Source organism: endosymbiont of Acanthamoeba sp. UWC8 (assembly GCF_000730245.1).
In the GTDB taxonomy this organism is placed as follows: domain Bacteria; phylum Pseudomonadota; class Alphaproteobacteria; order Rickettsiales; family Midichloriaceae; genus Jidaibacter.
Window position 1 is genome coordinate 242,560 of the sequence record NZ_CP004403.1, and the last position, 25,097, is coordinate 267,656.

Sequence of the window (25,097 nt, forward strand, 5' to 3'; positions counted from 1 at the left end):
TTATAATAATAACAATATTAAAGCCGGTATTTTAATCTTTCGTTAAAAAGATTTACTAAAATTAATATCGGCTCTTCGGTTCTTTTGTATTGACGGGTTTATGTATATGCACTACTATATCAAAATTATTTTTACGCGAATCCACAAGCTCTTTTTTATATATTTGAAGCATGGAATTACGTAAGATTGTGCAACAAATTTATTAAAAGGACGCTACTTATGTCAACAGGAACAGTTAAATGGTTTAACGCTCAAAAGGGTTATGGCTTTATTGAATTAGAAGAAGGTGGGGACATTTTTGTTCACATTAGTGCAGTTGAACGCGCTGGTTTAAATTCACTTCGTGAAGGTCAAAAACTTACTTTTGAAGTTAATAAAGGTAAAGACAATAAAGAATCTGCAGTTAATTTACAGCTTTTAAAAGGCTAATTAACCTAAACAATTTTCTAATAAAACTTCTTTTAAAGTTCCGTAAAAAAAAGCTTTCAAAACAAGTTTTATATATATCTAAAAGCTTAAAAGCTAGAAAATTATAAATCTATATTAGATGAGGAAGATATTTAAAACCTTCCTCATTTAGTTTTAATATGAGAGTTTTTTTATGAGTAACTTTAATACAATGAATCTTTCTGATTCATTAATGAAATCTATTACTAAAATGGGTTATACAACCCCTACCCCAATTCAAGCGGAAACAATTCCTATTGCATTAACAGGCAAAGATATTATAGGCACTGCACAGACAGGCACTGGGAAAACAGCAGCTTTTCTTATCCCGCTTTTTTCAAAGTTAATGGCTTCCAGAGAAAGCCATGCTATAATTTTAGCTCCGACAAGAGAGCTAGCTCTACAAATAATGCAGGTTGTTGAAAGCCTTATGCCTCAAGACGGAAGATTTCCGACCGCACTATTAGTCGGCGGCGCCGATATAGGAAAACAATTAAGACAACTTAAGGCAAAACCGCGCTTAGTTGTAGCAACACCGGGAAGAGTTAACGACCACATAAAGAGAAGAAGTATAAATCTTAAATTCTTTAACTTATTAGTTTTAGATGAGTTTGATAGAATGCTGGATATTGGCTTTACTCCGCAAATTGAAAAAGTTATAAGCTTTATGGGAGAGAATCGTCAAACTTTAATGTTCTCTGCTACCCTAACCCCGCAAGTAATTAAATTATCTAAAAAATATTTAACGGATCCTGCGGTCATAAATGCCGGTACAGTTAATACTCCGGTTAAAAATATTGATCAGAAGATGGTTAACACTACTGAAAGAAATAAATACGATGACCTTTTATCTGAGCTAAGTAAGCGTGACGGCTCAATAATTATATTTGTCAGTACAAAAAGCGGTGCGGATAAATTAAGCTTCAAATTAAATAATGATAACCAAAACACTTCTCCTTTCCATGGTGATATTCCACACAGAAAACGTGAGAGAGTGGTTAAAAACTTTAAATCTCAAGATTTTAGAATTTTAGTTGCAACTGATATTGCGGCACGCGGTCTTGATATTAATCACATTAGGCATGTAATTAATTATGACTTGCCAAGATGCCCGGAAGACTATATTCACCGTTTAGGAAGAACTGCACGTGCCGGCGCTAAAGGTTCGGCGGTTAGCTTCATAGTTCCTGCTGATGGTAAAAAATGGACGGCGATTAAACGTATAATGAAGCAAGCATAAACTTCATTTAACTCTAAGTATTTAAAACTCCTTTGAGGCAACCCTTAAGGGAGTTTTTTTATGATAAAATTTTATAAAATAGCGCAAGCAATATAAAATTATAGATAATTTTGAATAGGATTTAGGCAACTGTAGCAATGAATGAATTGTTAAGAACCTAATAACCAAAGTATGCCCTTAAATAAAGATAAGGGTTTTATTACTTTAAACATATACGGTAATTAATCCATCCTCCGGCAAAAACATTCATATTTTAACTTGAAAATTTAATAACTTACAATTCCTATAACCTTAAAATAATTGCATTTTACTGCTTTTGTGTAGATTAAGGCTAAGCTTAATAAAAAATTAACAACTTTTCACTTCCCCCTTAACATAATTTAAATATTAGTATGTTATAATATGCTTTAATTATAATGAGAACTAGATATGAATAAGAATAAATTACTAAATGATCAGGATGAACGTGTTGAGAATGACTACACAAAATTTGCAAGTGAATATAATGAGCAATCTGAAATTATAGATAATTTAGAACAAGGATTTAACAGTCCTAATAATGAATGAATAAAAGACTAACGCCCCTAATAAGAAATAAGGACTTTATTATATTAAATAAATAAATTAAATGGTAAATAAGATGGCTAAAAAAAAATTTGCTGAAGCAGCCTTAAGTAGAATAATTTCTGATATTAACACACCTGATAAAATAAAGAGTAAAATAATTGAAAATGTGCTAAATACATATGTAGCTTCATCAAAAGTAAAACAGCAAGAATTTGCTAAAGAAGTGTTTAATGAAGTGTATATTGGAAGAATACAAATATCTAAAGAATCCAGACAAAAAATCATTACACAATATGAATCTGAAATAATAATACCCGAGCCAACTCCTGAAACTAAAATACCTAAAGCTGAGCAATCTTCTGCTCCTAAAGAAGAGGCTAAAACTTCACAACAACCACAAACTGAAGCTAGCGATAATACAGCAGGCAGTAGCACAGAAGGTTCTTCGAACACAACATTAAATGAAGAAGCTAAAGCTGGCGAAGATGTAACAGATGATAACACGGAAGCTTCCTCTAATACTACTACCGATAAAACTCAGAAAAACCCAAAAGAAGGATTTTATAAAAATTTTACAAAATTTTTCAAAGAAGGGTTAAATACAACTCAAAAGGTATTTTATACCTTTACAGGTGCTGATAAATATGACGAAAATGGAGAGCCGATAAAGCACCCGGAAGAAAACAAGGAAGAAAATTTAGGCGCAACTAATAATAATCAAGAAAATTCTACACCTTCTTCCAAATGGTATTCATTCATTTTTGGTAAGAAACTAAATAAGAGTGCAACACCTGAAGCAAGTGCAACACCTGAAGCAAGTGCAACACCTGAAGCAAGTGCAACACCTGAAGCAAGTGCAACACCTGAAGCAAGTGCAACACCTGAAGCAAGTGCAACACCTGAAGCAAGTGCAACACCTGAAGCAAGTGCAACACCTGAAGCAAGTGCAACACCTGAAGCAAGTGCAACACCTGAAGCAAGTGCAACACCTGAAGCAAGTGCAACACCTGAAGCAAGTGCAACACCTGAAGCAAGTGCAACACCTGAAGCAAGTGCAATACCTGAAGCAAGTGCAACACCTGAAGCAAGTGCAACACCTGAAGCAAGTGTAACACCTGAAGCAAGTGTAACACCTGAAGCAAGTGTAACACCTGAAGCAAGTGCAACACCTGAAGCAAGTGCAACACCTGAAGCAAGTGTAACACCTGAAGCAAGTGTAACACCTGAAGCAAGTGTAACACCTGAAGCAAGTGTAACACCTGAAGCAAGTGTAACACCTGAAGCAACTAATTTAGCTAAAAATATGGCAAAAGAATTTGAAGAAGTATTTGCTAGTATGCCGGTAGTAAGTGAATCACCAACTATAACCCCCATTCCTTTTACTACGCCAAGTGCAAGCCCTGAACCGATTTATTCTCCTTCACCTAGCATAAATGGTTTCTTTAAATGCTATAATGCCGATGGAAGTGTTTCCGGGGCTAATTTACATCTTCCTGAAGATCCTAATGGGCCTACGCTTATTTGCTCTACTCCTGATGTAACGGATTATACTTATTAACCTTAATCAGAGCTGCTACATTTTATTTGTTACATCTAGCAGCATTCTTTTAATGTTAATTAAAAGGTAAAAAATATATTAATGCTAAAAATAAAATAGAAAAATAAAGGAAATAAATTTATGAACACTAAAATATTTACCGCTCTAACCGCCTTAGCTGTTATAATCCCGCTAAGTGCGCTCGCAAATTCATATGATGAGAAAAAAGATAGCTATTCTCCAAGCTTTTTTAATAATGATATTTTAAAAGATACATATGTTTCTATTGGGTATGGAAAGTCATTGCCGCAAGGAAAGCTTAAATTGCTTTCTTTTAATGATAATAATGATGAGATTTTTATAAAAGAAAAAAATAAAAATAAAGATATTTTTAAAACTTCTTTAGGAAAAAAAATCAATAATATTAGAATTGAACTTGAATTTCTATACAGTAAGAAACATGCCTTTAATTCAGTAAATAATTATTTCCCAAATCAAACTTTATCACAGAATATTACTACTTCTCATTATACTTATTTGATCAATACCTTATATGATTTTAAGAATTTTCACAATAATCTAAAGCCTTATATCGGCTTAGGTATCGGTATATCGCGTAATAAAGTTGCCTCTACACCCCTTATACTTAATACAGATTCATTACCAAGTACAATTTTTGCAAATAATACAAAAAAATCTTCCACCTCATTTGCCTGGAATACAAGCTTAGGTGTTATAGTAGATGTTAATGAGCACGTGTTTTTAGATTTTTCTTATAAATATATGGATCTAGGTAAAGCTAAAGGTACACCTCTTATTGATGCAGGGGGAATTACTACAGACAACAACAACATCAAGGGTAGATTCAGGAACAATGTGTTCTTAGTAAGTGCCGGGTTTAAGTTTTAATTAAGCTTAAATATTTTAAATAATTAAAAAGAGGTATAGCTAAAAATTATACCTCTTTTTTTACTTGCCTTTTTTATCCTTATACTTCTATAAATAATTATAAGAAAACTCACTGCTTTCATAAAATTTTTCAAATCAAACAGCAAGTCTCTTAGGGCTTTAATTTAGAATAAGATAAAAAATTAATTTAGTTTTCGTCTTTATCTATTTTTTTACCGGCATCAAAATCTTCATGAGCCATTTGCTCTTTTCTTGCTTCGCCGCCAATTTTCCCGCCCTTTTTACCCATAGCGGAGTAATTATCATGCATTTTTTTCTGCTCTTCGCTACTTAAGTTAGAATTATCATTTTGGGATTGTTGGTTTTTATTTTCTTTATCATTTTGATTAACAGCCATAGAACGCTCCTATTATTTTTAGTTTTTTAATATCACTTAAAAAAATAAGTAATTAAATATAACTGTAGAAATTTACTCTCTTATAATATAGGTAAAAATTTATTTAATTTTACTTGAAAAGTATGTATTAATTTATTATCTTTTTATATCGGCATCACTATTTCCTGTTTTTATTGTATAAAACCTGGTATCCAGTGATTTTTTTTATACCACTATATAAAAGATCATAAGTAGTAAAGTTTGAAGAAATCAGGGGCTGTAAGCTATTAGCTACATGTGCGGCAACGAAAGAATTATTGGCACGTGTATAGGAATTAAAAAGATTTCCTTTAAAGTTATTAAAATAATTTTTTATGGACTGTGTGTGTAGTAAGTCTGAAACCAAATAAGCAACTAATACTGCACAAAAGCATTGAAGATTATATATAAATGATTCATTAGAGTAATTTTGAGGGTTTTTATCGCGAATTAATGGCGCTTCGTACTTAGCAGGCATACAGGCTGCTTTTATGCCTTGAAAAAAAGTAAATTTTAGTGCATTTATTAAGCAGCTATTATTATAATTTTCATTATTATTCTTTGTAAATGAATTTTCATAATTACTAATAAATAAATTAGCTACCTGAGTATTTGAAATAATGCCAAGCATGGGAATGAACCCGGTTGACAATATTCTTTCTAAGTAAGCTAAGCTTAATGTTTGAAAAAGTATTTCTTTACAGTAATTAAAGGAAGCTGCGAATATTAGCCCGCCTGATATATAATCAATTAAATCTTTTGTTTGCTCAGAGATATATTTTTTCCTATTTAGCAAAGAGGTAACTATTCTAACTGATAGATCAAAAGTTATAATACCCATAAAATATTGCGGATCAGAAGCAAGAAATGTACCTGTTGAATACATGATAGCCATGCTTAAAGCTATATCAATATTACCTTTTGATAACATAAGTAAAATCCCCCTCTTTACAGCTAAGGAGATATTGCTCTTAAGCTTGTAGAAAACCTTAAGACTAAACCCCTCCCCCTTAACTGGATATTAATCACTATATAAGATTAAAAGCTTAAAGAAAAAAGGCAACTAAGAAATTACATGCATTAAAATAATGATAGAATTTAAGTAAGGCTCTTTACTCTGCTAATATTAATTATCATTAGCAGATTTATTAAGCTGCTTAACAAGTTCTTTACTTGGTCTAAAATAAAGGGAACCTTTATTTCCGACTTCAATTTTTTGATTAGTTTTAGGGTTTCTCGCAACTTTCTCCCCTCTTTTTCTCACCACCATCGAACCGAAGCCTCTAAGCTCAACTCTATCACCGCAAACTAAAGCAGTAGCTATTTCACTAAAGAAAATATCTATTACTTCTTCCAGTTTATTAAGTGACATACCTTGATTATGTTTTTTTAACCAAGATACAAGGTCTTTTTTACTAACTGCTTTACTCATATTTGCAATAAATTATAATTTTTAAAGAATTATATCAGTATTGATGGCAATTGTCTATATTTATTGTAAAACCATTGTATTAGCTGTGTATTTAAGATTAGAAAAAATGGTAGCCGTAGAATCCAAAATCTTTTCCAGCCTGCTGGTTTGCTTAACTAAGCTGACATCAACCACTTCCAGGCCTTTTATATCTTTGTCTTTTGCAAGCCAGGCGATTGCTTCATCTTCTCCCCCTAAAGCATCAATTAAACCATATTCGAATGCTTGCCTTCCCGTATAAACTCTACCGTTTGCAATCGTTTTTAATTTATCGCTTTCTATTTTTCTTCTTTCTTGAACCATATTTAAGAAAACCTCAAAACTATCCTGAATGGTATCTTCGACTGCATTCTTTACTTCTAATGGCATTTTTTCAAACGGATTAGGTGAAGCTTTGTAAATAGATGTTTTTAGCGTTTGTAACTTAACTCCTAAACGTTCGGCAAGCTCGGTAACTTCAAAGGATTTTAATAATATTCCTATTGAACCGGTTAAAGTTCCTTCACGTGCTAAAATATGATCAGCTCCAATTGCAGACATATATCCTCCGGAAGCCGCTATTTCACCCATTACTGCCACTACTGGTTTTTTATCGGCAATTTTTCTTAAAGCATAAAATACGTTCTGCCCTCCGACAAATGACCCGCCCGGGCTATTAATATGTACAATTAAAGCTTTAACGTTTTTATCATTTGCTAATTCCTTGAGGGCTAAATTTCTCTCATGATCATCCATTATGATCCCTTCGAGCTGAACCCTAGCTATATATTTTGAAGGGGAGGATATATTTGCTTTATTTCCAAACAAGCTCCAAAGTAATAAAATAAGAGCGAGTAATGCAAAAAAACGCCAATTAGCTATTTGTGTTTTAAGTTTATTTCTGTCGAAAATCTGATCTGAGGTAAATGACATATTAAAATATTATTATTATCTTTTCTAAAAAGTTATATTAACCTAAAACTTTAATTAATCATCCTTTTTTTAGTAATTTTTTAATTGACCTATTGCTGGAATGAGGCTACACAACCCTTAAAGTTAATTTTTTAAATATGATGCTGTTATTATTGATTTTATGCCTATTAGGATACTTTATATATTTTAAGGATAAATTTAATTTATCATATAGCGTTGCTATCCCCCTATCCTCTTCATTAATTATTTCTCTTCTTTACATATCAGCTTTGCTTAGAATCTTAGACATCACTGTATATTTTATCTATATTTTAGGAGTTTTACTTTCTATTTATTATATTGTCAGCAATTTTAGAGACAAAAGATTATTAATTGATTTTTTTTCTTATGATCTCTTATTCCTACTTGCTGCAATCGGTATATATTATGTGAGAATAACACCTTCATACTACATTTCATGGGATGATTTCACTCATTGGGGAACAGCTGCTAAAGAGATTTACCTTTATAAAGGCTTGCACACGGTAAGTGACCTGACTTCTCTTTACCCGATCCATTTTAATTATACCAGAATACCTGCTCTTTTTTGTTACTTTATAACTAAGAGTATCGGATATACTGAAGGTAATAATATGTTTGCCATGGGTTTATTATGTATGCTATTCAGCTCAACGGTGTTAGTGCGCCGAAGCATGTTGCAAAGTGCATTATTATTCTTTTCAGTGCTCGCTGCTGCAATACTTTACACTCCGATTTTAAGATCCCTTTATATGGATGGAGTAGTCGGCATAATTTTTGGATGTGTTATATCAATTTATTTGCAAGAGAAACATAAAACAAGAGCCTTGCTTTGTATTCTCCCCATATTGTTTATATTGCCAAATATTAAGGAAATTGGTTTTTGGCTCGCATACTTTGCAATTACAGCTATTATTATAGATTTATTTATTCGCCATAAATTAAAAGGCTATGTAATATTTTATATATTACTTTTACTTATTGCGCCGTATGTTAGTCATAAATTATGGGTAATTTATCTACACAAATTTAATATAATTTCTTCTCATAGCACTTTTAATATAATATTATTTTTTAATACTTTTATAGACCTGCCTAACTTAGCTTATGGCAAATCAATACTTATAATGTTTATGAAAACCCTTCCCGAGTTCGCTGTAAAAGAAGGAACTATTGTAATTTATTCTCTATTTGCAATGGCGATATATGTGTATAGAAAATATCAACTTCCACAAAATGAGTTGGTTAGAATTAATTCTATAATGCTGGTTTTATTCTCCCTTTATTTAAGTTTAAGGCTATTTATATGGTTACATTATGCGGGAGTTTATCTAGCATCAAATAATAAAGTTCAGTCTTCTTCATATTTGAGATATTACGGATCATTTTTTATAGCCTTCGCTTTTATAGCAGCTACTTATATAAAAAAAGGATTTTTAAATTCAGCTTATAAAAAAACTACTTTAACTGACAATATTACTCTAATTTTTACATTAATTTTCTTTAGTATTATTAGTTATAATTTATATAAAAGGCCGCCCATTACATTCGATAAAGATAGAAAATTAGCTTTAGATGCTGCCTCTCCTCTTCTTGAATTTAAAAAAAATAACCACAAAGTAATGATAATATTTAATAATGTCAGCCAATTTCATTGCCCGCAAATCATTTATGAAATCGCACCTTACGGGACTTTTGAAGAATTAGATATATGCAGAAATAAAACCGGAAATTTCTGGCCGGGCTCTTATAAGCTTGAGGAAAACTTTACTATTGATTTTAATAAGTTCAATGACAAAACAAGCAACAATAAAGACCCTGAAAAATATGATGTTCTATATATAACTTCATTAGATGATAATTCAGAAAGAATAATAGCTAAAGCCTTAGGCTTAAAAGAAGTTAAAGACAAAGCATTTATTAAAATAAATGGTAAGTTTACTCCTTATAAGACATAAAAGTTGATAAGTTTACCTTATTAAATAGCTTTTTTATTATAATATGTTTATTATTATAATTAAGGCTTATAAAAAATAAGAGGGAGTTTATGACTAAATCATATAAGGAAATTACCGGAGATATATCTGTATACTTAAGTAAAATGCATAAAGAAATTCCGGATGTGATGAGTAGTTTGGGGGCTTTATCTAAAAGCGTCAGTAAAAACGGAGTTTTAGATAAAAAGACAAAAGAACTGATTGCTATGTCGCTTGGGGTCGCTGCTCGCTGTGACGGTTGCATTGGGTTTCACACAAAAACATTATGTGAGCTGGGAACAACGCGTGAAGAACTGTTGGAAGCACTTTCTATGGCTATTTATATGGGCGGTGGCCCTTCTACAGTTTATGCGGCATACGCGCTTAAAGCTTTTGAAGAATTCAGCAACCAGTAAGACTAAACAAAAGAGATAAGAAGCGGGGGGATATGGTACTCATTCGTGTTAATTTTATTTAACAGCACAAATTCACCCTGCTTTTTTCTTCTATTTATTTACACTTATAGAATAAATTTGATATATATCTCCAGCTCTCTAGATTGGAAGATTTTCTATTTTAAACTATAATAATAAATAATATAATAAATTAAGTTGAATACCCTACATATAGAGAGCATAGTTGAACTATAAAAAATAAACTCAGTTTGCGTATAAATGACATAGTCATTTATACGAGCACGCGCCATAAATGGCCGCGAGGCGCGTGCTTCTTACTATTCTTATTATCTGATTTTTCAGTTGTAGGCTATATAGTCATATTAAACTTAACTTATTATATTTGAATAAACGCGTTAGATATTCAACTTAATTCATTATATTATTTTAAGGCATCAAGCGATTCGAAAATTTCTTTTGCCATGGCTTTAGCTCTTAACCCGCCATATTCATTAGATTCTTGCTTATCCAGAATGTTTAGAGCAAAAATATAAGTCTGGCCTGGTTTTTCCAGAAAGCCTATAAACCAACCAAGCCACATATCTTCTTTTTTACTACCATTAGTATTTTTTTGTAAAGCGCTACCGGTTTTACCATATAACTTATATCCATTGGCTAATTTCTCTATAAACATAATATTTTTAGTATGGTCTATTGCAGACTTAGAGATCGGTAACTTGTAAGCAATCATTTTGTTTAAAAACTCTATCTGCTCATTAGCCGAAATTTTGAGCGATGAGTTAAGCCAGCTATGTGTCAAACCATCTTCTTTGCCCAGGTTTCCGGTTAAATCCCGGTTACCGTAAGAAAGTCTTGCAATATAGTTTTCAAACTTCTCCATCCCTAATTCTTGGGTCAAAACTTGCGAATACCAAACGACTGAATTAGCCATCCATCCCTTTGGCGTATGATCTTTAGCATGAACTTCAAGTACAGTGGAATATTCAGGTTTAAATTTCCACTTAGGGTTATCTTCGTCTTTAAGAATACCGCTATCAAACCCTATTAAACTCAAAGCAACCTTAAATGTAGAGCAAGGAGCAATTCGTTTATTACACCTGTTGCTATTAATGATTTCAACAGTCTTTTCCTTGTTTAAATCATATAGAATAAAGCAGGGTTTAACACCCTCAAATATTTTATTATAATTCGGTTGAGCGCTAGCATTGCTTGCTAAAAGCAAAGATAAGGAAAAAAACAATGGTTTAAGCAATTTCATAAGATATAAGCTCCGGTTATTAAAAAAAGGGATTAATAAAAAACTCTTTTAGTAAAATATCAAGTAAAAAATAAAATAAGCTTTACCTCATCACTATAAATTTATCTTCCAGATATTCTAAAATACCTGATCTTCCCCCTTCTCTACCGATGCCGGATTCTTTAACCCCACCGAATGAAGCAACTTCGCTTGATATGCCGACATCATTTATTGCAACCATACCATATTCCAATTCCTCAGCTACTCGCCAAGCTCTTCGCATATCTTCAGTATAAACATAAGCAGCAAGGCCGTAATTAGTTGCATTTGCCCTATCTATTACTTCATCCTCATTTTCAAACTTAAATAATGAAATTACCGGAGCAAAAATTTCTTCTTTTGCAATCAGGGTATTATCTGAATTATTACTAATAATTAGAGGTGCTAAAAAGCAAGGGGAAGACCTATCAATTTCCGCCTGATATAAAATTTCTCCACCGTTTTGTAAAGCATCGCTCACTAACATATTAACCTTATTTACAGCCTTCTCGTTAATAAGTGCTCCAATGTTGTTAGTTTCATCAAGTCCGTTACCGACTTTTATGCTGCTAAATTCTGCTTTTAGTCGTTTTAAAAATTCTTCAAAAATATTTTTATGAATATAAACTCGATTTACACAAATACAACTTTGTCCTCCGTTCCTTAGCTTTGAAGCTAACAATCCTTTAACGGCTTCTTCAATATTTGTGTCTTCAAATAGAATAAACGGTGCATTACCGCCCAGCTCAAGCGTAACTTTTTTAACGGTTTTACTGCATTTTTCCATTAATAATTTACCGACGCTTGTTGAGCCGGTAAAAGTAAACATCCTAACCTCAGGGCTTAAAGTTAAAGCATCCCCAATTGCATTCGCATCTCCGAATACTATATTTAGCACACCATCAGGAAGCCCGGCTTCTTGAGCAAGTTTTGCCAAAAATAATGCGGAATAAGGAGTTTCCTCGGAAGGCTTAACTATGAGGGTACATCCTGCCGCGAGCGCAGGGGCAATTTTTCTTGTAATCATAGCTGAAGGAAAGTTCCAAGGAGTTATAGCAGCTACCACTCCGATCGGCTCTTTAAAAGTAAATAGTTGCTGATCGGCTTTCAGTTTAGGCACAATATCACCGTAAATTCTTTTAGCTTCTTCAGAAAACCACTCTATAAATGAAGCTCCATACTCAATCTCAGCTCTAGCTTCAGCAATAACCTTACCCTGCTCCATAACCATGATCTTTGCAAGCTGCTCTTTATTAGCTATAATCAGCTCATAAAATTTGCGTAAAATTTTGCTGCGTTCTTTTCCGGTAGTTTTTTTCCATGGCAAGAATGCATCTCCGGCTGATTTAATTGCCAATTGCGCATCAATTGTTGAACAGAAAGGAACATACCCAAGAATTTCTCCGCTTGCAGGATTATACACGGGAATAGTTTTCCCTGAAGCCGCATCTACCCACTTTCCGTTAATAAAGCATTTATTTATAAATTCCATGACGCCCCCTTTTTATATATTTAAAGGCGACACGATCTAATAAACTCTTATTGATAGCCTTTACTTTAAAATCGGCGACCAAGCAGGATCTGAAGCATCACCAGGTGTTTCAATCATTCTTTCATGATAACCTGTAATATCAATTGCGTAAATATTACTTTTACCACCGGGCTTTTGTCTTTCAAACATAATAACCCTACCATTCGGAGACCAGGTCGGCCCTTCATCTAACCAACTTGAGGTGAGCAATCTTTCACCGCTGCCGTCAACTCTCATCACCCCGATATAAAATTTTCTATGCTGCATTTTAGTAAATGCTATATAATCACCCCTCGGTGACCAAACAGGGGTTGCATATGAACCACCGCCAAAACTAATCCTTTTTATATTCGAACCGTCACGATCCATAACATAAAGCTGCCTTGAACCACCTCTATCGGAATTAAAAGTAATTTTAGTTCCGTCAGGTGAATATGAAGGAGAGGTATTAATAACCGCACGATCATAAGTTAACTGCTTAACGAAATTACTTCTTAAATCGATTTCAAAAATATTTGTTGTTCCACTCTTTGCAACCGACATAATTGCATAATTACCATCTGGGGAAAAGCGGGGTGCAAATGACATACCCGGAAAATCACCGACTAGTTTTTGTGTGCCTGTTTCTAAATCCAACATATAAACTTTTGGTACTAAATTTTTATAGGACATAAAAATAGCTCTTTGGCTATTAGGGTCAAATCTTGGGGTAATAACCAGATCACTGCCATTACTCAGCAGCTTTAAGTTCGCTCCATCCTGATCCATTATAGCTAGTTTTTTTATGCGTTTAGTATATGTCCCGCTTTCAGCTATAAAGAGAATTCTGGTATCAAAGTACCCTTCTTCCCCGGTCAGCCTTTTGTAAATTACATCCGCAATTTTATGCGCTACTCTTCTCCAGGCGTTTTTGGAAACCGTGTAACTTCCTCCTTCAAGCTGAATCTCGTTATATGGATCCCACATTTTAAATTTAATATTAATATGGTTTGAATCTTTTATTTCAACCTGACCTGAAATTAATGAAGTAGCATTAATTCTTCGCCAATTGGAATAGGTGGGCGCCTTATCTAAAGTTATATTTTCTAAAAATGCATTTTTATTGATAGGTCTAAAAAGTCCGGAGTTTTCAAGATCATTACTGATGACTTGCTCAAGTTTTTCTCCGATTTCTTTACTAAGATTACCGGTTCCTTTGAAGCTATCAACTGCAATCGGCATAGCCTCAACATTTCCTCTGGTGATATCAATCTCAACTAACGCCTGAGCTATGCTAACCTGCAATAGTATTAATGAACAAAAAACAATAACTCTATTTAGCATCCCTTACCTCTTTTTATATTTTTCGTCGGTATCCTGCATTAATTTACCGCCAATAGCATAACCGTTGCCGGGCATTTCATTAATAATAATCCTCACCCTGTTCGGTTCACTTCCTAAAGCTACACAAACTGCATCAGTGACTTTTTCAACTAACAATCTTTTTTGATCATCAGTCCTTCCTTCCATCATATTAACTACTAGTACCGGCATATATTTTATCCTACTTAATAACTATTCCGTGATTAGGAGCGGAGCAGCATCACCACTTCCATCAGTATTCACGTTACTGCTAACCACCTCAGCTATAATTTCAGCTTCTTCTTCCGCTTCATATACTCTTGTCACGGAAATAACTTTTTCAGCTTCTTTAACATCGAATATTTTTACTCCCATGGCATTTCTGCCTGTGATTCTAATATCATGTACCCTGGTTCTAATTAATGTACCACGGTTTGTGATCAAAATAATTTGCTCATCTTCATGCACCGGGAAGCTTGCAACAACGGAACCGTTACGTTTTGAGGTATTTATATTTAATACACCCTGCCCGCCTCTATCCGTTATTCTATACTCATATGCCGAGGTACGTTTTCCATAACCGTTTTCAGTTATCGCTAGAATATACTCTTCATTTTTGGCAAGCTCAACAGCTTCTTCTTTAGTAAGCTTTTCAAAATTATATCTGTTTAGTTTGTTTATTGCGCTCTGATCTTCCGGGTTCGCAGCAATCATCATTCTTACATTTTCACTTATTTTTAAGAATTCATCGCGCTTCTCCATTTCTATTTCAGCCCCTTTTAAGACTGATAGTGAAATTACCGCATCTCCTTCCCTGGCAAGCTTAATACCTCTTACACCATCCGAAGATCTACTCTTAAATACCCTTACCGAATCTACGGGGAAACGAATCGATTTACCCATTCTGGTTGAAAGTAGCATATGATCATGAGATTCGCAAACTGCAACACCGATAAGTTTATCATTATCATCAAGTTTGATGGCAATCTTACCGTTGGATTGAATATTTACAAAATCAAGTAAGCTATTACGTCTGATATTACCGTTAGAAGTTGAGAACATAATATTTAATTGATCCCAAGTAGATTTATCTTCCGGGAAAGCCATAATATTATTAATTTTCTCACCATCAGAAAGCGGGAATAAGTTAACAAGCGCCCTCCCTTTGGATTGAGGGGTACCTAGTGGGAGCTGATAAACTTTTGTTTTATAAACTTTACCGATATCCGAAAAGAATAGTAATGTCGTATGGGTGTTACTTGCAATTATGTCGGTCGTAAGATCTTCATCATGCATTGAAAGCGCTGACCTACCTTTACCTCCACGTTTTTGCGACCTATAAGCATTAAGCGGAACCCTTTTAACATATCCGGTTAAAGTAAGGGTTACTACCATTTCTTCTTTCTGAATCAAGTCTTCAATATCAACTTCTGCTTCATTCAATTCAAAATCAGTTTTTCGAGGTGTTGCAAATTGCTGTTTAACTTCTGCAAGCTCAGTAAGTATAATTCCATATAATTTTTCTCTTGAAGAAAGAATGCTTAAATACTCTTTAATCTCAGCTGCAAGTTCTTTCAGCTCATTTTCTATTTTTTCTTTTTCTAAACCGGTAAGTCTTTGTAATCTCATTTCTAGAATGGCTTTTGCCTGCTCTTCAGTAAAATAGCAAGCTCCGCTAACCAGGTTGTTTCTGTAATCATCAACTAAACTTAGCAATGATTCAACCATTTGCGCTTCCCAAGATCTTTCCATTAACCTTACTTTAGCCGCTGCCGCATCAGGCGAAGCTTTAATTAAGGCAATCACTTCATCAATATTACTTACTGCTAAATATAAACCGATTAATACGTGCGCTTTATCTCTGGCTTTAGATAGAAGGAAAGAAGTTCTGCGCGCCACTACTTCTTCTCTAAATTCAACAAATGCTGCAATTATGTCTCTGATTGACATAACTATCGGGATACCTTTATTAAGCGCAAGGGTATTATAAGCAAAAGAAGATTGAAGTTCGGTAAATTTATATAGCTGTTTTAATATTACGTTAGAGACAACATCTTTCTTAAGTTCAATTACCACCCTTACACCGAGCTTGTTTGACTCATCTCTTAGTTCATATATACCTTCAATTATCTTTTCTTTGGTTAAGTGCTCAATATGTTTAACTAGCTCAGCTTTATTAACCTGATAAGGTATTTCATTAATAACAATTGCTTGTCTGCCGCCGATTTCCTCAAATTCCGTTTTCCCTCTGACGATTACAGAGCCTCTGCCTGTCATAAGTGCTTTTTTAGCTTTCTCACGACCTAGAATTAACCCTCCTGTCGGGAAGTCTGGGCCTGGAACATAAGCGGTTAGTTCCTCAGCGGTAATTTCGGGATTTTCAATATAAGCACAACAAGCATCAATAACTTCACCAAGATTATGGGTTGGAATATTAGTTGCCATTCCGACCGCAATACCGTTGGTACCATTTACCAATAGGTTGGGGAACCTTGTCGGAAGAACTCTCGGCTCTCTTTCCGAACCATCATAGTTATCTTGAAAATCAACCGTACCTTTATCTATATCGTTAAGTATGGCTGAGGAGATTTTAGCAAGCCTTACTTCAGTATAACGCATTTGCGCCGGTGAATCTCCATCCATAGAACCAAAGTTACCCTGACCGTCAATGAGGGGAATTCTAAGTGAGAAATCTTGTGCCATTCTTACTAAAGCAAGATAAATCGAATCATTCCCGTGTGGGTGATATTTACCTATTACATCACCGACGATTCTTGCGGATTTTTTATAAGGTTTATCATGAAAGTTATTCATTTCATACATTGAAAATAGTATTCGGCGATGCACCGGTTTTAAACCGTCTCTCGCATCCGGAAGCGCCCTGCTTACGATTACGCTCATTGCATAATCAAGGTAAGACTTTCTCATCTCATCTTCAATTTTAACCGGTAATACATTAAAAAATTCTAAATTTAAATTTTCACCTTTACTCAACTTCTTGCGCCTTAATTAATTTTTTTAATTACGTGAATACTAGCTAAGTTCAGAATAAAAGGCAACGGGGTATTAAAAGTTTTATTACTAAGAACGATAAACTATAAAATGCTTGCAGTCAGATGAGATATTAAAGTATGTTGATATTATAATTTATATAAGTTTTATTCTATATGATCACAAGAATCATAACAGTTTTTCTGCTTATCTTATTATCTCCGTTAATTTCACACGCTGATAAACCTTTATTAAATTCAAATATACAAAATGCCAAGCGTGGAATTGTAAGCATCAGTAATAAGCTGGTTGCTTCACTTTATGCTTCGGATACCAGTAAAGAAATTTTCGGCACCGGTTTTGTTGTCGATAAGAAACAGGGGTTCATCATAACCAATGAACATTTAGCTTCAAAGCAAAGGATTAGTGATTATAAAGTCAGCTTTTTTAACGGTAGGGAAGCTGAGGCAAAATTTTTTTACAGTGACCCGTGGATAGATTTTGCCTTATTGAAGGTTGATCCGAAAGATATTCCCCAGAATGTTGTGCAATTGGAGTTTAGTAACACACCTATTGAAAATGAAGAAAGCGTAGTCATTATCGGCAATAATCAAGGTAATAACTTTTCCGTCCAAACCGGGGTTATCAGCAATCTATACGAGTCATGGGGTGCCTTCCCAAGTCAAAATATGATTATTAGCTTAAACACTAAAGGCGGTTCAAGCGGTTCACCTATATTAAATAATAGAGGAAAAGTTATAGCTTTAAATTATGCTGCAGATCAAACTTATGCTGCCGCAATTCCAATTGCTTACATCAGGGATGCACTGCAATATTTAAGCAAGAATAAAATACCTCCGAGAAGAGATATAGGAGCCCTGCTTGAATATTATTCATTGGATAAAGCAGCTACGTTTTCCAACTTTCCTAAAGGCATTATAGATGATTATATTAATAAATATCCGGGCTCTTTCAGCAAAGCACTAAAGGTGAGTACAGTGCTTGAAGAATCTCCTGCACACGGAATATTGCAACCCGGAGATATTATTTGGAAAGTAAATAACATTGGAATCGGGGCTAAGCTTTATGAATATCAAAAGCTTTTAAATACATCTTCAGATGATTCAGTTAATTTAGAGGTTTACAGAAACGGTAAGCTAATAAGTTTAAAAGTTCCCTTATATAACTTATATGATTTAGAACCTTCTAAGTTTGTCATGTTCGGTGGAGCAACTTTTGTTGAGGTGGATAACTTTTTAAAGCTAACTACGGGAGCACCTAAAGGAAAAGTCTTTGTAACCAATGTTAATACAGGTTCAAGCTTTGATGTTTTACCTTGGATTAAAATTAACAACTACGGACTAGTCTATCTCATTAACGTGGTAAGTATAAATAATACTCCCATTAATAACTTAGGTGATTTAATAAAAATAATTCCTGAACTTACTGAAACTAAAAACTTTAAAATTAATTTTAAAAATTATGCTTATTACCAAGGTTTCGACTCAGTTCCCTATACTAATAGAAATGAATTTGAATTAGAAATTAAATATAATTCTCCCGATTCCGAACCTACCCTTATGAAGTTTGATAATAAAAAACTGGAGTGGGTATCTCAGAAAATTCAGGAATTACAAAATAAATAGAGCTGAGGTAATCTTATTTATAATTAGAAGTGACTACCTTCTTTCTAACTATATTTAAAATTAATATATAAAAAAATCTTCTACACTAAGCGCATTTTCTAAAAATATTTGCGAGTAGTAAAGAGCCAAAGTCATTGGTAGGGATAATAGCTATTTCATCTTTATAAATTATTTTAGAAATAATTTCATCTATTGAAGAATAAAGTTCTTTCGGAAAACCAAGTTTATCACCTTCAGAAGAATTAAAATCTATTATTGTAGTCAGCCAATCAGATTCAGCAACATAGATTATATCGGCACCACCCTTTCCAATAACAATATTAGCAGTGTTAGGCAGTAATTTTATTATATTATCTCTATCATCACCTTTTATTATATATGTAAGTCGGCCATTTTCTGTATCAAATGGATCAGGCTCAATTTTAATATTACTTGATAGTAGCTTAGCTATATTTATTTGTTGATGAAATGCCGAACATATATACCTTTCTGTCCCATACGGGTTATAGCCGCTATGCAAAAATATTTTTCCAAAATCATCTTCTATATGAGAGTTAGTCGGCATATAATGTTTATTTCCCTCATCATTTAAAAATATCCCTCTTTTCTCAGGCTCGTGAGCTGAAAACATCTCAGCATTTTCATTAAATACAGCCTCAAAATCATTACTTTTTTTATTTCTTTTACCGTATAATGCGAGATAATTATTAGGAATTATATTAGCAGGAATAACTACTTCCGGGCTATATTCCTGATAATATTGATCAAGCTGATCTAAATATTTATCTGCCGCTTGTATAAAGAGAGGCTTAGCGGTTATCCTATGTTTCAGCAAAGTTAATACACTATCGAGCCCGCTAATATCATGCCTAATTTGCATATTATTTTCATGCCTTTCAAGATATTGAGACAAAGTCATTTTAGAAGCTTCATAGGCAAAATAATCAACCTTTCCTCGCAAACGGGAATTATAAACATAAACTTCATCCGAGTTAACTTTTATTGCTATAAACGGACTATTTTCATCAATAAAACCTATTGTCGGCCAGAAATAAATATTTTCATGTTCATCAGAAAATATTCCCTTAACAGGTAGTTCCTTACGTATGCCTTCTTTAATTAATTGATTTTTTGACTTTAACCCGACTTTTAAACAATTGCTTAGAATCATATCCGCTAGCTCATATGCACTTGCATCAAAGCTACCGATCTGGTGAAAAATTAAAACTTCCATAATGCAACTATATCTAATTGACAAATATTTGTGCATTATAGCGTTTTATATAAACACAAACAACAAATATGTAAAATTATATAATTAAAGGTATAAATTAAATATTTAATTGTTTAGCCGAGTTCTTTATCCACCCAATCCTCACGAACTTTTACGTAAAGAAAAAGGTGAACCTTACGTTCTAAAATTTTTTGTAGTTCAAGCCTTGCTCTTCTGCCGACTTCTTTGATTTTTTGGCCGCCGGCTCCTACTACTATATTTTTATGGGTTGATCTAAGTACCACAATTGCTTGATGAAGCTTTAGGCTGCCGTCTTTCTGATCTTCCCATTTTTCGGTTTCCACTTTTAAAGAATACGGCAACTCTCTGTTAAGTAACAAAAACAACTGTTCACGAGTAATTTCTTCCGCCAGGCTTCTACTTGGAGTATCCGTATATAAATCTTCTTCATAGTACCAAGGAGAATTCGGCGCTTGGCTTACTAAATGGTTTACCACATCCTTAACACCGTCATTTTTAAGCGCAGATATCATAAATATTTCTTTAAATATATTTAAGCCGTTTATATCTTCAGCTAATTTTAATAGTAGATCTTTCTTAATTAAATCGACCTTATTAATTACTGCAATCAGTGGTTTATCCTTAATACTTACAATAATTCTATTTAGCTCAGGGGTTAAACCTCTTTTCGCGTCAATCAGCACACAGATTAAATCTGATTCGTCAATTCCTGCTCTGGCATTATTGACAATGTATTTTTCTAAAGTTTTGCTTGGCTTAAAAATCCCGGGGGTATCAATAAAGACAAGCTGAGTACTCTCAACATTTAAAATGCCTCTGGTCAGAGTTCTGGTGGTCTGAACTTTCGGGCTCACAATTGAGATTTTTTCACCGATTAATTGGTTGATAAGGGTTGATTTACCGGCATTCGGCTCGCCGATCAAGCCGACTTTTAAACATTTTGTAATTTTATCAGACATTATTTTTTTCCATTATTTTTAACATTAGAGTAGCTGCTGCTACTTCAGCTTGTTTTTTTGATTTCCCTTCACCGATTGCGCTCCCTATATTTTCCACAATAACCTTTACTTTGAAGTGGGGAGAATGATCTAAACCCGTTTTTTCAACAATTTTATAAATCGGAATTGCCAGCCCCATATGTTGCACATCTTCCTGCAACCTGGATTTAATATTTTTTTCAGTCAGCAGCGCTTTATTACTGAGGTACTTACCCCATAAATTTTCAACTATACTCAGTATGGTAGCATAGCCTCCATCCAGATAAATAGCCGCAATCACTGCTTCCATAGCATCTTCCAGGTTTCCGGGATTTTCTCTGCCTCCGTTGGTATCCTCTCCGCTATCTAAAATTAAATCTTCTCCGAGATTTATGCTTTCGGCAATTTCCGAGACTATATCTTTACTGACCAGTTTTGCATGCATAGTTGAAAGCTCCCCTTCATCCGCATCCGGGAATTTCTTATATATTGCTTCAGCAATTACCAACCCTAAAACACTATCCCCTAAGAACTCCAGTCGCTCGTAGGTTGCATTTTTAGTATCTGAGTTTTTAGCAACACTCGGATGCGTTAAGGCAAGTTTAAGTAATTGCCGGTCTTTAAATTTATAATTAATCTGCATATTTAAAACTTTGAAAAGATCTGCCGGCATTACCTTCCGTTATTAATTTCCATAATGACAAATCCGAGGTAAATACTAAGAATGCCGCTCTTCCTACCAGATTTTCTACCGGAACATAGCCCACTTTATTAAGAAATCTACTGTCAAGTGAATGATCCCGATTATCACCTATAAAGAAATAATGTCCGGAGGGAATTTTAAACACTTGAGTATTATTATGTGAGCTATAGATACTTATTCGTTTATCTCTTAAAATTTTATAGGTTAACCCGTTTGGTAAAGTTTCTTCAAAAGCCTCGCAATATATGGTTTTACCATCCTTATCTTTAAATTCAAAATCACCGATTTTATCTCGAATTACCGGCTTACCGTTTATATATAATAGCCCTTCTTTCATTTGAATTTCATCACCCGGCAACCCGATTAATCTTTTTATATAATTAGTGCTGCTATCTAGGGGTAACTTAAAAACTATTATGTCACCTCTTTCAGGCGGTTTAAAAAAAATTCTTTTCTCAAAAAGCGGGATAGGGAAAGGTGAAAAAGAATATTTACTATACCCATAATTATATTTTGATATAAATAGATGATCCCCTTCTCTAAGCTCCGGAATCATTGAACCCGAAGGAATTTTATAAAATTCGAAAAGAAATGATCTGAACAACATTGCAAGTACGAGAGCATACAGAAAGGACTTAGAAATATCCATCCAATCATAGCTTTTTATATTTCTTATAAAATTAGAAGAATTCAATTTTCAACCTATAAATAAACTTAAGCAGTGAGTAGTATTATCTATTTATACATTTTTTCAACAAAGGCTTGTAATATTACTCAACTTTTTTCATACTATAGGTGAGCAATAAGCCCCCATCCTTAGTTAAAATCTTAGCGGAAGCATTATATACAAGCGGATAATTGTGATATCCGTGACCGAAATACTTTGTTTTAAAAACCGGAATATCTAAAGAATTTGCCAACCTGGTTAATGCATCATTAACTGTTGAGCTCACCCCTTCTTTTTCAAGGAAATCACCGAATATAATAGCTTTCGCCCCCTTAAGCACACCTGACTGTTTTAGATGCTCAAGCATTCTATCAACTTTATAGCCTTCTTCATTTATATCTTCTAAGAAGATAATCTTATCTTTACTTTCTAACTCCCATTTTGTACCAATACTATTTTGTATAATCGCCAAATTCCCACCGCTTAACTTACCTTTTAAATTAGAAAATTTGATTTTATTAAGTTGGAAATCTATAGGAATTTCAACTTTATATCCTTCCGTTTTAATCAAGCTTAAAAGCATTTCAAAATTTTTCGGATCAAATTTTTCAGCTATTTCTTTAGCTACAGAGCCATGAATAGTATACCACCCCCATTTTTGGCTTAGAAAAAGATGTAAGGCCGTTATATCACTGTATCCGATAAATATTTTTTCTTTTGAGGGCTTTTCTAAGTCATAAAGTTTTGCTATGATTCGCATAGAACCATAACCTCCTCTTAAAGCCCAAATGATTTTTTGTTTTTCATCTCTTAAACTTTTTATAAGATGATTTGCTCTATATTCATCCGTATTAGAGCAGAATAAAGTTTCCTTAAGTAAATCTTTAGGCATATCAACTTTAAATCCTAAGCTTCCGAATTTTTTAAGCATGGATTGTATGGTAGCTTTATTTACTTTGCCGCTTGCAGGGGCAATAATATCTATATTATTTAATTTTTGAAGAGAAGACAATCTATCCTCATTAACATGAGAAGCAAATGAGTTCACTGAAAAACTACCCACCATAAAAAATAAAATATAAAATATACTTTTCATATTAACACAGCTGCAAGCACCAAACAAATTATTCTACTTATTAATTCTAATTAATTGCTAAAAAGCAACTTATTACAAGTTATTCTTTAAGTCAAAAACCATATAAAATATTTAAATATTAAAGTTTTGTTAAAATCGGCTTGATTAATATGTTATTTGTTAATATAATTCACTTAATTCAATAATAAGGTAATAATATATGAGATATAATATAGATAAGGAGTTATTAACTATTGATATATTTAACGATCAACCTATCTCAGAGACAAACCCTGAAATCAAAAAATATATAAGAGTTTGGAGAAGTGTAATTTTTCAAGCAATAGTTGATGCAACAAATTGTTCTAAAAAGAAAAAGAATAAGATACTTAAAATAAAAGCTTTACAATGGTTAAACGGTAATTCACAGGATTTTATAGAAATTTGCTCTTATGCGGAACTTAACCCGGATTACGTTAGAAACAAGGTTATGCCTTGGATCCAAAACCACCGGAGAAGCACTCTACCATACCATGAAAAAAAGGCATTAGACCTTACGACTCATTAAAAACGCATCTCCGATTTTTTGCGCAATTTATTGACATATTGCTAAATTGCATTTAATAAACTAACTAAAATAATTAATAATTACTTGGTATACATGACTAAACCGTTAATGCCTAAAGCGACCGCTATTTGGCTTATTGAAAATACAACTTTGACATTTGGGCAAATTGCAGAATTCTGCGGGCTACACCCGCTTGAAGTGCAAGGAATTGCCGACGGTGATGTAGCAAAAGGTATTATAGGGATTGATCCGGTTACATCAGGACAAATCACTAAAGAAGAAATAACCAGATGTGAAACCAATCCGAAACTTTATTTAACTCTTTCTGCCAATGCTCAAAAGCTGATGAAAGAACAAGCCAGGCAAAAGAAAAGCGCGAAATATACTCCCGTTGCCAGAAGGCAGGATAAGCCTGATGCAGTTGCTTGGATAATTAAAAATTGCCCTGAACTTAATGATTCTCAAATCATGAAGTTAATTGGAACAACAAAAACAACCATTAATGCCGTTCGCGATAAATCACATTGGAATTCCCCTAATATTAGGCCACGTGACCCTGTATTACTCGGGCTTTGTACCCAGACTGAACTGGATAGAATCTATGATTTAGCTAAGCAAAAATCCGTGCAAAAAGCACAGGAAGAAAAATCCGAAGCTATGAGAAAATTAGAAGAATAAATGTTTTCTAATCAATACATGCATCAGGCATATACGCTTGCATGTAAGGCTTATGATTCAGGTGAAGTTCCGGTTGGAGCAGTAGTTGTGCATAATGAAAAAATTATCGGAGCAGCATATAATCAAGTGGAAGTTGCAAAAAATCCGCTTGCACATGCTGAAATTTTAGCACTTGAGCAGGCTTTAGCTTTTACCCGTACAAAATATATTGAGCAATGCGAGCTATATGTTACATTAGAGCCCTGCCCTATGTGTGCACATGCTATATCTCTTGCCAGAATAAAGCGAATTTATTTTGGTGCTTATGATGAAAAAGGCGGAGGCGTTGTTCATGGAGCTAAAGTTTATAACTCGAGCTCATGCCATCATCATCCTGAAATTATAAGCGGAATAATGGAAGATGAGTGCAGCAGGCTTCTCAAAAATTTCTTCAACAACTTAAGAAGATAAAAATAAATACTCCTTTTTTAATTTAGTGCGT

The 25,097-nt window shown here is 33.6% G+C and carries 25 protein-coding genes; 11 read left to right on the forward strand and 14 right to left on the reverse strand.

Annotated features, from left to right (window positions below; genetic code table 11):
• The first annotated feature begins 219 nt into the window (after positions 1-219).
• The 5 genes from I862_RS01110 to I862_RS01125 all read left to right on the forward strand — a co-directional run bounded on the left by I862_RS01110 (position 220) and on the right by I862_RS01125 (position 4,700).
• Positions 220-429 (forward strand): cold-shock protein, encoded by a 210-nt coding sequence (locus tag I862_RS01110; protein ID WP_038537965.1) that lies wholly within the window; start codon positions 220-222, stop codon positions 427-429.
• A 172-nt stretch (positions 430-601) separates the two neighbouring features.
• The gene (locus I862_RS01115; RefSeq protein ID WP_084173750.1) at positions 602-1,687 is read left to right on the forward strand and encodes a DEAD/DEAH box helicase; all 1,086 of its coding nucleotides are present in this window, start codon (positions 602-604) and stop codon (positions 1,685-1,687) included.
• Between the two features lie 429 nt (positions 1,688-2,116).
• Positions 2,117-2,254 (forward strand): hypothetical protein, encoded by a 138-nt coding sequence (locus I862_RS08360; RefSeq protein WP_158499239.1) that lies wholly within the window; start codon positions 2,117-2,119, stop codon positions 2,252-2,254.
• 73 nt (positions 2,255-2,327) lie between these two features.
• Positions 2,328-3,812, forward strand: a complete 1,485-nt coding sequence (locus I862_RS08235) for a hypothetical protein (RefSeq protein ID WP_038537967.1) — start codon at positions 2,328-2,330, stop codon at positions 3,810-3,812.
• Positions 3,813-3,932: 120 nt separating this feature from the next.
• Positions 3,933-4,700 carry an outer membrane protein gene (locus I862_RS01125; protein ID WP_038537970.1) on the forward strand — a complete coding sequence of 256 codons (768 nt, stop codon included), beginning with the start codon at positions 3,933-3,935 and terminating at the stop codon, positions 4,698-4,700.
• Positions 4,701-4,887: 187 nt separating this feature from the next.
• Here I862_RS01125 and I862_RS01130 read toward each other — a convergent pair whose 3' ends face one another.
• The 4 genes from I862_RS01130 to sppA form a co-directional block, all read right to left on the reverse strand.
• Positions 4,888-5,097, reverse strand: coding sequence for a hypothetical protein (locus I862_RS01130; RefSeq protein ID WP_038537973.1), 210 nt, complete (start codon positions 5,095-5,097; stop codon positions 4,888-4,890).
• A 157-nt stretch (positions 5,098-5,254) separates the two neighbouring features.
• Positions 5,255-6,046: a hypothetical protein gene (locus I862_RS01135; protein ID WP_038537976.1), complete on the reverse strand. Its 792-nt coding sequence runs from the start codon at positions 6,044-6,046 to the stop codon at positions 5,255-5,257.
• A 195-nt stretch (positions 6,047-6,241) separates the two neighbouring features.
• Positions 6,242-6,547 (reverse strand): HU family DNA-binding protein, encoded by a 306-nt coding sequence (locus tag I862_RS01140; RefSeq protein ID WP_038537979.1) that lies wholly within the window; start codon positions 6,545-6,547, stop codon positions 6,242-6,244.
• Between the two features lie 60 nt (positions 6,548-6,607).
• Entirely contained in the window at positions 6,608-7,498 is an 891-nt protein-coding gene (gene sppA, locus I862_RS01145) for a signal peptide peptidase SppA (protein WP_038537981.1), read from the reverse strand.
• 269 nt (positions 7,499-7,767) lie between these two features.
• On the opposite strand from sppA, the gene I862_RS01150 reads away from it, so the two are divergent.
• The gene (locus I862_RS01150) at positions 7,768-9,474 is read left to right on the forward strand and encodes a hypothetical protein (protein ID WP_158499240.1); all 1,707 of its coding nucleotides are present in this window, start codon (positions 7,768-7,770) and stop codon (positions 9,472-9,474) included.
• Positions 9,475-9,563: 89 nt separating this feature from the next.
• The gene (locus I862_RS01155) at positions 9,564-9,908 is read left to right on the forward strand and encodes a carboxymuconolactone decarboxylase family protein (RefSeq protein ID WP_038537997.1); all 345 of its coding nucleotides are present in this window, start codon (positions 9,564-9,566) and stop codon (positions 9,906-9,908) included.
• A gap of 421 nt (positions 9,909-10,329) precedes the next feature.
• Here I862_RS01155 and blaOXA read toward each other — a convergent pair whose 3' ends face one another.
• The 5 genes from blaOXA to gyrA all read right to left on the reverse strand — a co-directional run bounded on the left by blaOXA (position 10,330) and on the right by gyrA (position 17,050).
• Entirely contained in the window at positions 10,330-11,166 is an 837-nt protein-coding gene (gene blaOXA, locus I862_RS01160) for a class D beta-lactamase (protein ID WP_038538000.1), read from the reverse strand.
• Positions 11,167-11,248: 82 nt separating this feature from the next.
• Positions 11,249-12,676 (reverse strand): NAD-dependent succinate-semialdehyde dehydrogenase, encoded by a 1,428-nt coding sequence (locus I862_RS01165; RefSeq protein ID WP_038538005.1) that lies wholly within the window; start codon positions 12,674-12,676, stop codon positions 11,249-11,251.
• Between the two features lie 60 nt (positions 12,677-12,736).
• Positions 12,737-14,038, reverse strand: a complete 1,302-nt coding sequence (gene tolB / locus I862_RS01170; RefSeq protein ID WP_038538007.1) for a Tol-Pal system beta propeller repeat protein TolB — start codon at positions 14,036-14,038, stop codon at positions 12,737-12,739.
• A gap of 3 nt (positions 14,039-14,041) precedes the next feature.
• A complete protein-coding gene (locus tag I862_RS01175; protein WP_038538010.1) occupies positions 14,042-14,248 on the reverse strand; it encodes a 2-hydroxymuconate tautomerase in 207 nt (68 codons plus the stop codon).
• 21 nt (positions 14,249-14,269) lie between these two features.
• Positions 14,270-17,050 carry a DNA gyrase subunit A gene (gene gyrA / locus I862_RS01180; RefSeq protein WP_075260571.1) on the reverse strand — a complete coding sequence of 927 codons (2,781 nt, stop codon included), beginning with the start codon at positions 17,048-17,050 and terminating at the stop codon, positions 14,270-14,272.
• Between the two features lie 173 nt (positions 17,051-17,223).
• Between gyrA and I862_RS01185 the strand changes: the two genes are divergently transcribed.
• On the forward strand, positions 17,224-18,693 hold the full coding sequence (locus tag I862_RS01185; protein WP_038538013.1) for a S1C family serine protease: 1,470 nt from the start codon (positions 17,224-17,226) through the stop codon (positions 18,691-18,693).
• A gap of 85 nt (positions 18,694-18,778) precedes the next feature.
• On the opposite strand, the gene I862_RS01190 is transcribed toward I862_RS01185, so the two are convergent.
• From I862_RS01190 to I862_RS01210, 5 genes are all read right to left on the reverse strand, one after another.
• The gene (locus I862_RS01190; protein ID WP_038538016.1) at positions 18,779-19,927 is read right to left on the reverse strand and encodes a hypothetical protein; all 1,149 of its coding nucleotides are present in this window, start codon (positions 19,925-19,927) and stop codon (positions 18,779-18,781) included.
• A 113-nt stretch (positions 19,928-20,040) separates the two neighbouring features.
• Entirely contained in the window at positions 20,041-20,907 is an 867-nt protein-coding gene (era, locus tag I862_RS01195; protein WP_038538019.1) for a GTPase Era, read from the reverse strand.
• Positions 20,900-21,568, reverse strand: a complete 669-nt coding sequence (gene rnc, locus I862_RS01200; RefSeq protein WP_158499241.1) for a ribonuclease III — start codon at positions 21,566-21,568, stop codon at positions 20,900-20,902. The genes era and rnc overlap by 8 nt, the downstream gene beginning before the upstream one ends.
• A complete protein-coding gene (gene lepB, locus I862_RS01205) occupies positions 21,558-22,322 on the reverse strand; it encodes a signal peptidase I (protein WP_052646289.1) in 765 nt (254 codons plus the stop codon). Before lepB ends, rnc begins: the two co-directional genes overlap by 11 nt.
• A gap of 76 nt (positions 22,323-22,398) precedes the next feature.
• A complete protein-coding gene (locus I862_RS01210; protein WP_038538026.1) occupies positions 22,399-23,391 on the reverse strand; it encodes a S66 peptidase family protein in 993 nt (330 codons plus the stop codon).
• 199 nt (positions 23,392-23,590) lie between these two features.
• Here I862_RS01210 and I862_RS01215 point away from each other — a divergent pair, with 199 nt between their 5' ends.
• From I862_RS01215 to I862_RS01225, 3 genes are all read left to right on the forward strand, one after another.
• Positions 23,591-23,938 carry a hypothetical protein gene (locus I862_RS01215; RefSeq protein WP_052646290.1) on the forward strand — a complete coding sequence of 116 codons (348 nt, stop codon included), beginning with the start codon at positions 23,591-23,593 and terminating at the stop codon, positions 23,936-23,938.
• A 93-nt stretch (positions 23,939-24,031) separates the two neighbouring features.
• Complete coding sequence (locus tag I862_RS01220) at positions 24,032-24,616, forward strand: DUF1013 domain-containing protein (RefSeq protein ID WP_038538028.1); 585 nt, start codon at positions 24,032-24,034, stop codon at positions 24,614-24,616.
• Positions 24,617-25,066: a nucleoside deaminase gene (locus I862_RS01225; RefSeq protein WP_038538032.1), complete on the forward strand. Its 450-nt coding sequence runs from the start codon at positions 24,617-24,619 to the stop codon at positions 25,064-25,066. It begins immediately after the preceding gene.
• Positions 25,067-25,097 lie beyond the last annotated feature (31 nt).